13 protein-coding genes are annotated in these 12,809 nt (G+C 39.8%); 2 read left to right on the forward strand and 11 right to left on the reverse strand.

Annotation, left to right across the window (positions count from 1 at the left end; all coding sequences use genetic code 11):
- Positions 1-5 precede the first annotated feature (5 nt).
- The 7 genes from K2225_RS08390 to galE all read right to left on the reverse strand — a co-directional run bounded on the left by K2225_RS08390 (position 6) and on the right by galE (position 8,997).
- A complete protein-coding gene (locus tag K2225_RS08390; RefSeq protein WP_370632728.1) occupies positions 6-923 on the reverse strand; it encodes a carbohydrate ABC transporter permease in 918 nt (305 codons plus the stop codon).
- Positions 924-1,002: 79 nt separating this feature from the next.
- Entirely contained in the window at positions 1,003-2,274 is a 1,272-nt protein-coding gene (locus K2225_RS08395) for an ABC transporter substrate-binding protein (protein ID WP_220584337.1), read from the reverse strand.
- A 300-nt stretch (positions 2,275-2,574) separates the two neighbouring features.
- Positions 2,575-3,729: a response regulator transcription factor gene (locus K2225_RS08400; RefSeq protein ID WP_220584338.1), complete on the reverse strand. Its 1,155-nt coding sequence runs from the start codon at positions 3,727-3,729 to the stop codon at positions 2,575-2,577.
- Positions 3,719-5,455: a cache domain-containing sensor histidine kinase gene (locus K2225_RS08405; RefSeq protein ID WP_220584339.1), complete on the reverse strand. Its 1,737-nt coding sequence runs from the start codon at positions 5,453-5,455 to the stop codon at positions 3,719-3,721. Before K2225_RS08405 ends, K2225_RS08400 begins: the two co-directional genes overlap by 11 nt.
- 12 nt (positions 5,456-5,467) lie before the next feature.
- A complete protein-coding gene (locus K2225_RS08410) occupies positions 5,468-6,697 on the reverse strand; it encodes an ABC transporter substrate-binding protein (protein ID WP_220584340.1) in 1,230 nt (409 codons plus the stop codon).
- Positions 6,698-7,275: 578 nt separating this feature from the next.
- Positions 7,276-7,815 (reverse strand): hypothetical protein, encoded by a 540-nt coding sequence (locus K2225_RS08415; protein WP_220584341.1) that lies wholly within the window; start codon positions 7,813-7,815, stop codon positions 7,276-7,278.
- Positions 7,816-8,007: 192 nt separating this feature from the next.
- Positions 8,008-8,997 carry a UDP-glucose 4-epimerase GalE gene (gene galE / locus K2225_RS08420; protein WP_220584342.1) on the reverse strand — a complete coding sequence of 330 codons (990 nt, stop codon included), beginning with the start codon at positions 8,995-8,997 and terminating at the stop codon, positions 8,008-8,010.
- A 425-nt stretch (positions 8,998-9,422) separates the two neighbouring features.
- On the opposite strand from galE, the gene K2225_RS20135 reads away from it, so the two are divergent.
- Positions 9,423-9,485, forward strand: coding sequence for a hypothetical protein (locus K2225_RS20135; RefSeq protein WP_370632748.1), 63 nt, complete (start codon positions 9,423-9,425; stop codon positions 9,483-9,485).
- Entirely contained in the window at positions 9,475-9,882 is a 408-nt protein-coding gene (locus K2225_RS08425) for an ATP-binding protein (RefSeq protein ID WP_220584343.1), read from the forward strand. The genes K2225_RS20135 and K2225_RS08425 overlap by 11 nt, the downstream gene beginning before the upstream one ends.
- Before the next feature lie 179 nt (positions 9,883-10,061).
- On the opposite strand, the gene K2225_RS08430 is transcribed toward K2225_RS08425, so the two are convergent.
- The 4 genes from K2225_RS08430 to K2225_RS08440 all read right to left on the reverse strand — a co-directional run bounded on the left by K2225_RS08430 (position 10,062) and on the right by K2225_RS08440 (position 12,312).
- Positions 10,062-10,205 (reverse strand): DUF6241 domain-containing protein, encoded by a 144-nt coding sequence (locus tag K2225_RS08430; RefSeq protein ID WP_220584344.1) that lies wholly within the window; start codon positions 10,203-10,205, stop codon positions 10,062-10,064.
- Positions 10,206-10,221: 16 nt separating this feature from the next.
- On the reverse strand, positions 10,222-10,449 hold the full coding sequence (locus K2225_RS08435; RefSeq protein ID WP_220584345.1) for a DUF6241 domain-containing protein: 228 nt from the start codon (positions 10,447-10,449) through the stop codon (positions 10,222-10,224).
- Between the two features lie 3 nt (positions 10,450-10,452).
- Positions 10,453-10,587 (reverse strand): hypothetical protein, encoded by a 135-nt coding sequence (locus tag K2225_RS20020; protein ID WP_255574339.1) that lies wholly within the window; start codon positions 10,585-10,587, stop codon positions 10,453-10,455.
- 591 nt (positions 10,588-11,178) lie between these two features.
- Complete coding sequence (locus K2225_RS08440) at positions 11,179-12,312, reverse strand: Shedu immune nuclease family protein (RefSeq protein WP_220584346.1); 1,134 nt, start codon at positions 12,310-12,312, stop codon at positions 11,179-11,181.
- Between the last annotated feature and the right edge of the window lie 497 nt (positions 12,313-12,809).

Raw genomic sequence — 12,809 nt, forward strand, 5'->3', positions numbered from 1 at the left:
CCCTCCTATTGGTTCAAAACTTTCTTCAAAATCAACGATACGCTCAGCACAACAAGGAAGAACACGACCGCTATCGCAGAGGAATAGCCGACATCCCTGAACTGAAAGCCATTTTCATAAAGTATGAAGACAAGGGTTTTCGTCGAATCACTCGGTCCTCCATTAGTCATAACGTAAGGTTGGATGAATAATCGGAAGGCCTGAATCGTCGTAATCATCAAGACGAAACCTGTCACATTCTTTAAAGAAGGCAGCGTAACATTCCAAAACTTTTGCCAGGCATTAGCTCCGTCGATATCAGCCGCTTCATATAACGTCTCTGGCACATCTTTAAGACCAGCGAGAAATATCATCATCTGAAACCCTGCACCCTGCCAGACGGACATAAAGATAATCGAATTCATTGCCTGCCCTTCACTCAGCAGGAAAGGTTGACTCGGGATACCGAAGAAATTCAGTGCGCTATTGATCAAACCGCTGTCGACGTTATATAGGAACGTCCACAAAATCGCGACTACCACCATGGATGTCACCACAGGACTGAAGAAAAAGACCCGGCCGATGACTGCGGTTTTCACTTTTTTATTCACAAGAATTGCTAAGCCAAGAGCCACGGCACACTGTAAGGGCACGACGAGCACAGAAAAATATAAGGTATTCTTCAACGCTGTAAAGAAAATAGCATCTTGAAACAAACGGGCATAGTTGCTTAGCCCTGTGAACGTCTTCCCTTGTGGATTCAACATGTTGTATTCCATAAAGCTGTAAACGAAAGCCAATCCGACAGGTAAAATAAGAAAAGTAAAAAGTAACACAAGAGCGGGCACAGAGAACAAGAAACCCAACCACTTTTTCTGCTGACCATAAGTCAATGAGAGACGAACAGCTTTTCCTCCTTGAATTCTATTCAATAACCATTCCACGTGAGTCACCACCTATACATGTATTGGAAGGAACGCAGACAGGAACAAGGGGCCTCTTCCCCCCATTCCCACCATCCCTTTATTGGCCTTTCCGCTGCATATCCTTTTCTACTTCTTCAGCTAATTTGTCCAACTCTTCCTGGACATCTCCTCCGAGGAAAATATTCTGTACGGCTTGCCCGTACTTCGTACTAAGCACTGGGTAAGATGGAGTGGTCGGACGCGGGTGGGCGCTATTCAGCACCTGATCTTTCAATACATTCAAAGGTTCTTGCTCCCATTCCTCCATCATTTCAAAAGAAGAATGGCGGGCTGCCGGTTTGTTCTCCACTTCTGAAATCTTCACGACATTTTCTTTGTTCATCATATAATTCAACAATGTAGCAGCTTCTTCTTTGTGCTGAGTGCTTGTTGAGATTCCCCAGTTCCAATCACCTGAAGGGGAAACCTGCTCTCCATCTGGACTTTTCGGGTAATAAGTGATGCCCCACTCGGTATCAGGATAGTTCTGCAACTTCGACCACTCCCAGGACCCCATCAGCATCATCGCTGCTTTTCCGTCTTCAAATTCGGTCGGCGTCGGTTGCAAATTAACAAGCCCTTCTTCCGTGAACTTTTGCAAATACTCTAGCGCTTCGACAGCTTCTGGTCCATTGACATACCCATCAGCGGCTGAGCCATCTTCCGAGATGAAGCTTCCGCCGTTGCTCCATACCGCAGGTCCTGTGAAGTAAATGATCCATTCTCCATAATCAAGTGTCCAATTGACACCATAGATATCTTTTTCTTTATCTGTCAGCTGTTTAGCAGCTTCATAAAACTCTTCCCATGTCCAAGCTTCCTCTCCTGCTTTTGGCGGTTCAATCCCCGCTTCGCTCAACATATCTGCATTGTAGAATAAAGCGACCGTCGATTCTGTCGGTCCAACCGTGTACAACTGATCTTCAAACGTCCCCTGCTGGATGATGGAATCTACGAAATCGTCTTGATTTTCCACCAGTCCATCGATTGGCTGGATAATTCCAGAATCTGCATAGTTCGCTACATTAGGACCATCGAGGGCTAGAAGATCCGGCAATGTGTTACTCGTCGCTCCTGCCGACACTTTATCTTCATAGGCGTATTTGTTTCCCCGTGGGATAAAGGTCATTTCTGCCTCTATTTCACCTTCGTATTCCTTATTGAACTCTTTGATAATTTCCTTATAAGCCTCACTCGTATCCCCCTCTGGATGCCATAAGGAAAGCTTAACCTCTCCTCCGTCTTCACCTGATGCTTCTTCACTTGAACTGCACCCGATCAACACTCCCATAAACAACAGAAACATGATTCCTATAGAAAATTTCTTCATTCATGAAACCCTCCCTTTATTAGTAAATCGCTTCCATGTATTTATCGTAAATGAATGAAAGCGCTTTTATAACGAGGTATATCTATGATGAATGTTTAAATTTCTACAGAATAGATTTACAGCCATACATCATAAGCCGTCCGATTTAAAAGGAAAGCCACCTCTAAAAATCGGATGGCTTAGGCATTTCATTTGTTCCAGATCACTTGTCCTTATTGTTTTTAACCATTCACTGCTTTGAACTTTTAATTTCTTAGACCACAAAAAAACAGCTGTCCTCTACAGAACAGCTGTTTACTCTTATTGGTACTGCTTCCGATATTGGCTCGGGGTCATGTTCATCGTCTTTTTGAACACTTGGCTGAAGTAACGCTGATCGGTATAGCCGACTTTTTCAGCAATGCGATAGGTTTCTAAATCCGAATTTCTCAAAAACGTACAGGCATACTTGACTCGTTCCTTTCTTATATATTCGAGAAAAGTCATGCCTTCTTTTTGTTTGAAGAGCTGACTGAAATAGCTAACACTGATTCCGACGTGATTTGCCACTTGCTCGATACTCAAATCCTCATGGAAATGGCCTTTGATGAACGTTGTCGCTTGATTGATCGCTTCTGCTGCACTCGCTTTTGAGGTATAAATATGTCCAACCAGCTCTTTTGTAATCACTTTCTTATTCGTAAAAGAGGCTAGTGAAGCTAATTCCTTTGCATCATCGGCAGAAGCCTTACAGGAATTCAACCCTTCCACCACACGGCCGACAGTCCAGACACTGCCTTCTATGGCCTGAGCCCCTTTTTCAGCAAAAAAGCTTACGTTCTTCCCAGTCTCCACGGACTCTTCCAACTGCAAAACGAGCATAGCCTTCTTACTACTCCATGGATAAAGGAAAAACTCCCCTTCCCACTCATTCAGAAAAGCACGAAGATCCTGCAATCCTTCCTCTTCCTTCCAGTGAGGGTGCCATACCAGGAGCGCGACATAGGAATATAAAGGTTCCTTCACTGGTGCATCGATCCCTGAAGTGATTTGATCATAAATCCACTGCTTTTTTTGATCATAGGATTGTTCTCTTTTTTCCTTAATAATCGTGATGGCCTGAGTTATACGCATTTCCAGCTCATCATAATCGATCGGCTTCAGGAAATAATCCAAAGCATTATACTTCAATCCCTCACGGGCATAGGAGAATTCATCATACCCGCTTAGTAAGATTGACAGCGGTGATGCTGGCCATGTGTGAATTTCTTTCAATACTTCTATCCCTGACTTTTCCGGCATGGAAATATCCGTGAGTAAAAGATCGACGTGATGTTGCTGCAATGTTTCCAGAATTTCTTTCCCATTTTTCACACAGGCGATCACTTCACAATCCAATCTTTCCCAATCAATGATCCCATTCAGATTTTTCAATATCAAAGGTTCGTCATCCGCAATCACTACTTTATACGTCATCCTTTTCACCCTTTAAAGGAAATTTGATTTTAATGATTGTCCCGTACAAAGAATCGGAACAGACAATTAACCCATAAGCTTTTCCATAATAAAGCTGTAAACGCTTCTGAACATTCATGATCCCGTGCCCGAGTTCAGCATCGCCAACTCCATTCAAGCTTTCTAGAATATCCAGAGGCATCCCTTTTCCATTATCCTCGATTACAATGACAACATCGTTTCCTTCCCTATATCCTTTGATAGCAATCATTCCATTCTCTTCGGAATCGAACGCATGCAAAAGGCTGTTTTCCACTATAGGTTGCAAAATAAGTTTCAGCACGTAAGCTTTCTTTAAGTCCTCATCGATCTCAACATGAAACTGGAAGGCATGATCATAACGGATTTTCTGGATTTCAAGGTAGCTGACGACATGCCTGAGCTCATCTTTTACCATGACTTCATAACCCCCATTGATACTGATCCGTAGCAGCTTCCCTAAGTTGATGGTGATCTTGCTAATTTCCTTCTGGCCATTCATGGCAGCCAAAGCATTGATCGATTCCAGGGTATTATAAAGAAAGTGGGGATTAATCTGTTCTTGAAGGACTTGAAACTGTGCCTCCCTTTTATCAATCTGCTCCTTCTTAACATCCTCTACCAGCCTGTGAATCCGTTCAATCATGTGATTGAACCCTGTCGAAATATCCTTCAGCTCTTTCAATTTGAAGGACTTCATCCGCACCTGGAGTGACCCTTGTTCCACCTGCTTCATGCTCGCCAATGATTCCTGTATAAACTGGGACACGCGTCGTAAATAGAAGATATTGAATAACAGGGCAATGAGAATTGCAGCGACAGATAGGAATAGGGTTGTATTACGGATATGAATCATTTCATCAGCTAACACGTCCCAAGGCTTGATGGATACAAGGACGAGGTCTTCCGAGCCCATCGTTTTAAACTGGGACGGAATTGCGGTCACTAAGCTTTTTTGTCCCTCCCAGTCTGTCAGCATATACCTGCTTTCCTGAGAGGAAAAAGAAGATATGTCCATAGCCAGTTCCTGTCCGATTTTTTCATGATCTGCTGAATATAGGATGCTTCCGGTTGGATCTACGATAAATTCTTGAGAAAGATTCATGCTGACCGGATCAAAAATATCATCAAACAACCGAATCTTCATGTTCATCACTAAGTAACCAATGTCTTCTAACGTCTGAGGATCTTTGATTACACGCCCCTGTGTGAGGAGCGGTTCTTCTCCACTCGTCCATTCTCGATTTTCAGTTGGAGGCAGCCATACCGGGCGGCCTCTTTGGGCGACCATTTCAACATAAAATGGGCTGTCGAGCAATCCTTGAAACGTGGGGACGGGGGAGTTCTTCAAGTGTAGCTGTCTACCATTTTTACTATAAATAACAAAATCATCAATGTGCACATTTCCATACATCATACCGGCGATCGATTGCTGTTGATTATAGAAATCAATAATGGAAGCTGTGTCATTGACTTCAAGAAAGGTTTGGATTGTCCCCGACGCTATAACATAATCCGAGAATGAATTCACCTCAGAAACCTCATTCATCAAGTTACGGTCAACCGCCTTTAATGTCTGTACCGTTTGTTCACTAATATTTTTCTTCAATGCCGAGGAAGAAATCTGGTAGGAGGCCCCTCCCAATATAAGGAGGGGCACCAGGACAAAACCTAAAAAAGCGAATAACATTTTTCTACGGAAACTCATGGACACCCACCTTCATTCCACTTCATAGCGTTGGAACATCTCTTCTAAATCGTTTAAATAAACGTTGATATCCTGATCAATAAGAAATTGAAGCGTGAGTTTCCGATACTCTTCTTCTGCTTCCGTTCCCCCATCCCAATAATGGTTCGGCCAATTGACCGTTTGGCCTGAAAGAATTTTCTTATGGATGATTTCTATCTCCTGTCGATTCACCTCCACCCCTTTAATCGTGCTAATCGACCCTTCATAGCTCGATAACCGGGAGGCTTGTTCCTTCTCTGTTAAAAAAGATAAAAAAGTTTTCGCTTCCTTCGGATGTGGAGTTTCCGAGGAAATCGCAATGCCGATATCTACTCCTCCAAGAACATTATGGCTGGCTGAGTTATCTGCCGGAAAAGGAAAGATGCCATAATTCAAATCTGGGTTGATCCGCTCGATCAACGGCAAAGCCCATGTCCCCATCACCAGCATGGTGCCTTCTCCCTTGGCAAATCGTTCATTTGTGGCATAATACCCATCCTCAAAGGAACCAGGCTGGGTATAGGGAAGCACGGATAAAACCTTCTTCGAGCTCTCTCTCCAGCGATTATCCGCCGCCAAATCCTCTTTATCCTTGTTCCAATACGACGCTGAAAATTCATCAGCAACAAGGTTCAACGTAAACACACTCGTTTGTTCCACATCTTTGTTCGGCATCAGTAAAGGCGTATATCCTTTCTGTTTCAATTCCTTCATTCCTTCCACCCACTCCCTCCAAGTATCCGGTGTGGATAGACCTGCTTCCTTAAAATGGTCTTTATTATACAGTACTCCAACCGCATTTTGAGTCAGCGCCGCCCCATAAATGCGGCCATCTACCAAGTAACGTTCTTGAATCGCCGGTTCAATCCGGGATAAGAAAGGTTCATCAGTAAGATCCATGACATACCCTTTTCGTACTCGGGTGAGATAATCTTGTTCAATCGGATAAGTGATGAATAAATCAGGGGTATCCCCCTGGGCTATTCTTGTTTTCAAAACCGTCATTCCCCCCGGAACGACAACTTGCCTCACCTCAATGTTCGGATGCTGCTCCTCGAACTTTTCGATTAATTGATTGAAAACCTCTTCCGTTTCCACTTTCGGTGTGAAAAACTCCAGGACCACCGGCTCCTCATTTGATTGATTCATAGAGATTTCAGTTTCATCGCAAGAGGATAAAAGCAACAGACTTCCGAAAAACAAAAGGAAGTATTTCCTCATAACCATCTCCACCTAGATATTTAAGTATTTACCTAATTATAGAGTGGAGAGCCTCTGTAAAGAAAGGGTTTTCAGATAAGTAAAGGAGAAACTTCGTAATTCATAGGTTTTCTTCTATTCTTATTAATAGAATCTCACATTACTTGCCCATTATGACCAGATTCTAATCCATTTATATACCTTATATGTAACACTATATTCCCTCTTAAGTAGTAAGCAAAAAAGCACAACTCGATGATGAGTTGTGCCATAGGTGGGAAGCGCAGGGACGGTTTTTGCGCTTCCTCATCTCAATCAGGTCTGTCCTTCATGAAATCAACACCTTGAGTTCATCAAATAAGAAGGTGTTGGGGAGAGTGGAAGAGACTGAGGTCCAAGAGGGCTCAAGGTTTCTTTTAAAAAGAGGCCCGTTCTTCTTCTGTTCAGCATGTGACAAGTTAACGACCACCACACCTTCCTGTCTACCAGTAGAAACGCCCCATGAAGAGCAATATAGTATCATTTACATATATAGAAAACGAAAGAACTGCCCTCGCTTACTCCTAACCCTTTTAACAGATTTTCTGATGACTCCTTAACTAAGCTCTTTTAGATAACCTTTCTCTCTTTTTTTGAATCGTTTGAATTTCCTCCTGTGTTAACTCATTAACTCTAACTTGAACTTTGATTGGCTTATTTCCAGTTTTGTTAAACCAATAGTATTTATTTATCATGATATTACTAACCCTTTCAAATAAATTTGGATTAGAAACATCAACCTTATCATTGAAATACTTTTCAAATGTTCCTTCTTTTCCATACCAAGTGAAAAATACAGCTTTGTTTATACCATTTTGTTTTGCCCACAAAATAGAATCAATAAATAAAATGATAAATCTTACTGGATTTTTCTTTGCCCTTTTCCCAATATGTATTTCAAGAACATTGTTGAACAGCCTAGAATCCCCCGGTACCCCCTTAAATTTACACTTAAGTAAATTTGAATAATACCATGTGAGTACTATAAGTAATAAAATCAGTGCAATAAAAAAAAATACATTCTTTTCAGTAATAAAGAACAATATTAAATTTGGGAAGCAAAGCACCATAAAAATGAATAGAAAACCATTAATGTACAAAGTTACCCCTCCTTATATATATTATAAAATAAATTATACAAGAAAAGGTAAAATAACGTACGAATCGTCTGAGGGAAAAGAAAAGGGCTGGCATATAGCCAGCCCTAATCCGCTGATAATGGGGCAATTGATTCCGTCGAAAACAGGGAACTTTAAACCGTTTTTGACACCCTCGCTTCCCTAGTGAAATTTCTAATTTTGATAGCCATTAGGATGCCTCCGATGCCAAGCCCAAGCAGTTCTTATAATATCTACTATAGAATTATATTCTGGCACCCAGCCAAGATCTCTCTGTGCCCTCTTAGAAGATGCCACTAATTGAGCAGGATCTCCCGCTCTTCTAGGTGCAATAATTGCTGGTATTTCATGACCCGTGACTTCTCTAGCTGCATCTATTATTTCTTTTACCGAGAAGCCTTTTCCATTTCCTAAGTTAAATACATTAGAAGGTTTCCCAGCTATTAAATGCTCAAGAGCAAGGATGTGCGCTTTGACTAAATCGACAACATGTATGTAATCACGGATACAAGTCCCATCTTCAGTATCATAATCATTACCAAATATAGAGATATGGTCACGCAGCCCTAGTGCAACCTGAAGGATGATAGGAACTAAGTGAGTCTCTGGCTCATGATCTTCTCCTATATCAACTTCTTCATGAGCTCCGGCAACATTAAAGTAACGTAAAGCAACATACTTAATGCCATGAGCCTTTTCTGTCCAATTTAGCATTTTCTCTACCGCTAACTTGGTTTGACCATAAGGGTTAGTTGGTTTAGTTTGGGAGTCTTCAACGATTGGTACTTGGTCTGGTTCACCATAAGTAGCTGCTGTAGATGAAAAGACTATGTTATCTACATTATTTTCAGCCATTACTTTTAAGAGATTCATTGTGCCAAAGGCATTATTCTCATAATACTTTAATGGATCTTCTACACTTTCTCCTACTAACGAATTAGCTGCAAAGTGCATGACTGCTTGAATTTGATAGTTATTAAAAGCGTCTCTAACTTCTTCAATTTGACGAAGGTCACCTTCTACAAAATCAATTCCTCGAGGGATGGAATCTGTATGCCCTGTTTCTACATTATCGAAAACTACAACTTCGTGACTAGCTTTTATTAATTCTATTACTGCATGGCTCCCGATGTAACCACAACCACCACAAACTAACACTTTCATAAAACAACACTCCTTTAGGTTTGTATGCTAAAACGATGGTTTTATTAAGTTTTTTTTAAAACAAGAGATTTGTTCTCGTTTGTAATATCTACTTTTTCGCGAGGTATTTTGAACAATAAGCGTAAATAAAAGTAATCCTTACCTTCAGCTACTATACATAACTTTAGAGATCTTCCGGCTGGTATAGTTTCTATCTGTCACATGAAATTGGAGTGTTCAATTATGAAAATACACCTTTACCTGCTATCTTGAATCAATCAAAATAGATCGTTGGGTCCTTACTATGTGCAGAGTGAAATTATTTCTCTTTCTAAGACCCTAACTTTAATTATTCGACATTTCACAAGACAAACTATCCTTTAGCATTTATATGCTTAGGAAGCGCAAGAACCGTCCCGCCGCTTCCTGTACCTAATGGAGATAACATTCTACTTCTCGGGCCACCAGGAGTAGGGAAAACACATTTAGCCATTTTCTATGGCTTTTGAAGCTATCACGCATGGACACCAAGCACTTTTTATCAAAGCCAATGATTTTATAGCTGAGTGCCAAAAGGCAGAGCAACAAGGGTTAATCCAAAGGTTTATTAAAAGGTATAGTCGACCAGAATTACTAATTATTGATGAATTAGGTTACTTCAGTTTCGATGAGCTAAGCGCGCACACACTTTTCCAAATCATATCAAGAAGATACGAACATGGAGCGATGATTATCACTTCAAATAAATCGTACGTTGAATGGGGTAAGATCTTTGGAGATGAAGTTTTAGCAACGGCCATACTGGATCGTCTAATCCATCATTCCACGACCTTTAATATTAAAGGAGACTCTTATCGTCTGAGGGAAAAGAAAAAGGCTGGCATACAGCCAGCCAAAATCCGCTGATAATAGGGAATTTGTTTCCGTTGAAAAAAGGGAGTTTTAAACCGTTGTTGACAGCTTGATTCGAATAGATATTACTGTTTGGTGCTTTATTGAACACACACCAAAAAACGCTCCAAAGCTACGATGCTTTGGAGCGTTTTTCTTATCTCGAAGGCAGAATTTTTCTAAAGAGTTGTTTGTTAAAAATTTCGCTTGATACATTCACGTTCTTCTTCTTCGCTCATAAGCCCTGTCGCCCTACCGATTGTTCCGTTCTGCCATTCCCAAATGGTATTGTGAACAGTCACGGCGTTGGAGAAGTCACCCTTGTCCCATGCTTCCAACGACTCCTTATAAAAATCATATTGTTCGTAATGATTCTTCGGTTCCTTCAACTGATTTCAATATCCCAAGCATACGATCAATTTGTTCCGCCGTCATTTGCTGACTTCCGCGTTTTTCGTTAGCTCGAACCTTTTGGTGCGTAATTTCATGTAGTTCCTGTCTAAAAGCACGTTCAGAAGGAATACCATCTTTTTCAATTGCTTTTATTTCTTTTTGTTCCGTTGAGTCGTTGACTTCCTTCATGATTTATTCCTGTGCTTTTGTCATGGAATTACCTTCTGCTTGAAATCCTGAAACCAGAACCCAAACAATTGCCACAATTACAATAAGAGATACTGCTCCTAACGAATACAACGACCACTTCAGAATTTTTTCCGCCATATAATTCCTCGTCTCCTTTAATTGTTTATTTCCAGTGTGAAACGCAAATAAGTCGTTCGACAATAAGTCTTTGTTCACATTGAAATTCGATAATTATGCGTGTCTGATAATCCTTCTTCATTCACTAGCAGGTGCGACCAACTTATTCATTTCCTTTTCTATGAAGTTTTTTCAACTACGAATTCTTTACAGTCACTTGCACGAAGCATTCTTTTCCTTCAAGCGTTTCTTCTTTTTATTTTTATTTGTTGAGATAAAATCATTACAAAATGACAGCTTATTTCCTCAACCCTATGCAGTGTATTGCTCCAATGTTCCCCATAAAATCAATAAAAGAGCCTTCCACCGCTAACAAATAGACGATCCTATTAGAAGAAAAGACGGGGATCGAATGAAAAAATTGAATAGGAGGCTAACAGATACCGCTACCATTCAAAAGTAAATATGTATATATGCGCAGATACACAAATATAAGCTATAAAAAAGAGCGTAGTATCACCTATAAACCTTTGACACTACGTCATCCTTTAACACTCTAACGCGACGGGGGTAGGTATCGACCGTACGGTCGCCGCGCTGATAATAATAAACTTAACTTTTAGAAACATTCATTGAAATTTCCAGTACCGTTTCTATTCTTTTAAAAACTTCATCAAATGTTAACACTTCTATTGATCTCAGTTCATTTCTAAATAAATTAAAACTTTCTCTTTTCTCATCTGATAAATCAGTTCCAAATTGTTTGTTTGATCCAATTATTAAGTAACACATTGGATTAATAGGGTCATAATATTTATTTGGGTCTGACGAAGGCTTTCTTACACTTTTCACATCTTTTAGTAGTATGTCCCTTTGCTTTAATAATTGAACAACTCCACCATTAAGTTCTTCTGCCATCCCATGTGCACCGTTTCTATATCTCTTATCATCTACCAATTTGGAATTTGGTGTTTTTATTTCAACAAGTGCTACATTAGCAGTATACTGTTCTTTGAATAAAAAATCTGGAAAAACCCCACCTTCGTTATCTATATTTTTACCACCCGCATAAAATTTTTCATTAAAATATGTAATTGGCACAGCAAAAAGTTGTGCTAACACCCATGGGTTATCACTAAACTTTTGTTGCCAAAATTCTTCACTTTCATTTTTTCCTTTATGCTTATCCCATATATTCAAAAGGTATCTAAACCCTCGCAGGCCTGATATTTCTTTTTCGAAATCATCAATAATACCACACAGTTTAGATATAGCATTTTCTGTTGCTGTATCTAAAGTACCTTCAGTAAATCTTATATTCGCAAGTCCATAATAACTACCACCATCCTCATTTTCACCCTTAGGAACAACTTCTATATCTGGAGACTCTTCGCTAAAAGATAATAAGTCTTCAAAGTACCTATTAAGGTTATATCTACTATCCATATGGTGGTGGTAACCTCTAAAACATCGAAATACTATATTAAAGTTTTTTTCATTCACTTCAAAGTAAAAGTCGTCAAATGGGTAAACAGTTTGAAAACCATGCACAGTTGCTGAGTTATCCAAATAAATTCTAGTTTTTTTAGGGATATCCCCAATACTAATTAAATCCAAAGCTTCAATAGGTAATTTGAAAATATTGCGGTCCAATACCGTGTCATATTGGCTTCTATATTTACTACTCTGCTGACGAGAAAGTTCCCAACAATTATTTTCTTCTATATAAATAAACTCATAAGCCATTTAAGAGTCTCCTTTTTCTTTTTTATTGTTTTAGAATGCCATTATTCTAAATATTAGAAATAATAATATTCTATATTATATCACAGATAAAAATCAGGTAATTTATATAGAAAATAATGTGTTTATTTAAAAAGAAAAAGCGCAGGGAAGGCATGTAATTCCTTATCTCAACACGTCTGGCCCTCACTCAAAACTCAAGGATTCTTTTTCAGATAAATTTGGAGAGGGCACTAAGAAGACAACAGACCGTTTCCCACATCAAGCAAGCTCCAGTGACAGTTTTTTGAATGAGTTTATGAGGTATTGGTTTCATAAGAAAATCATCGTATGGATCGAGATGAACAACCATAGACGATGAGCCAAGTTATGTGGTTATCTTAAGGATGGGATGATTTTTTTGTCTGGGATAAACATGGAGAACTTAAAGGATATAGGTTGCATTATCTTAATGAGCAAGGAAGCAAGTAGGGTACCCTCCAAAACGCTGGGGCGTTTCC

The organism is Halobacillus sp. Nhm2S1, from assembly GCF_019599545.1.
GTDB lineage: Bacteria > Bacillota > Bacilli > Bacillales > Halobacillaceae > Halobacillus.

Excerpts from the sequence above, each read along its gene's own strand:
- galE (WP_220584342.1), bottom strand. The coding sequence starts at position 8,997 with ATGAAAGTGTTAGTTTGTGGTGGTTGTGGTTACATCGGGAGCCATGCA.
- K2225_RS08400 (WP_220584338.1), bottom strand. The coding sequence starts at position 3,729 with ATGACGTATAAAGTAGTGATTGCGGATGACGAACCTTTGATATTGAAA.
- K2225_RS08395 (WP_220584337.1), bottom strand. The coding sequence starts at position 2,274 with ATGAAGAAATTTTCTATAGGAATCATGTTTCTGTTGTTTATGGGAGTG.
- K2225_RS08440 (WP_220584346.1), bottom strand. The coding sequence starts at position 12,312 with ATGGCTTATGAGTTTATTTATATAGAAGAAAATAATTGTTGGGAACTT.
- K2225_RS08435 (WP_220584345.1), bottom strand. The coding sequence starts at position 10,449 with ATGAAGGAAGTCAACGACTCAACGGAACAAAAAGAAATAAAAGCAATT.
- K2225_RS08425 (WP_220584343.1), top strand. The coding sequence starts at position 9,475 with ATGGCTTTTGAAGCTATCACGCATGGACACCAAGCACTTTTTATCAAA.
- K2225_RS20020 (WP_255574339.1), bottom strand. The coding sequence starts at position 10,587 with ATGGCGGAAAAAATTCTGAAGTGGTCGTTGTATTCGTTAGGAGCAGTA.
- K2225_RS08405 (WP_220584339.1), bottom strand. The coding sequence starts at position 5,455 with ATGAGTTTCCGTAGAAAAATGTTATTCGCTTTTTTAGGTTTTGTCCTG.
- K2225_RS08410 (WP_220584340.1), bottom strand. The coding sequence starts at position 6,697 with ATGAGGAAATACTTCCTTTTGTTTTTCGGAAGTCTGTTGCTTTTATCC.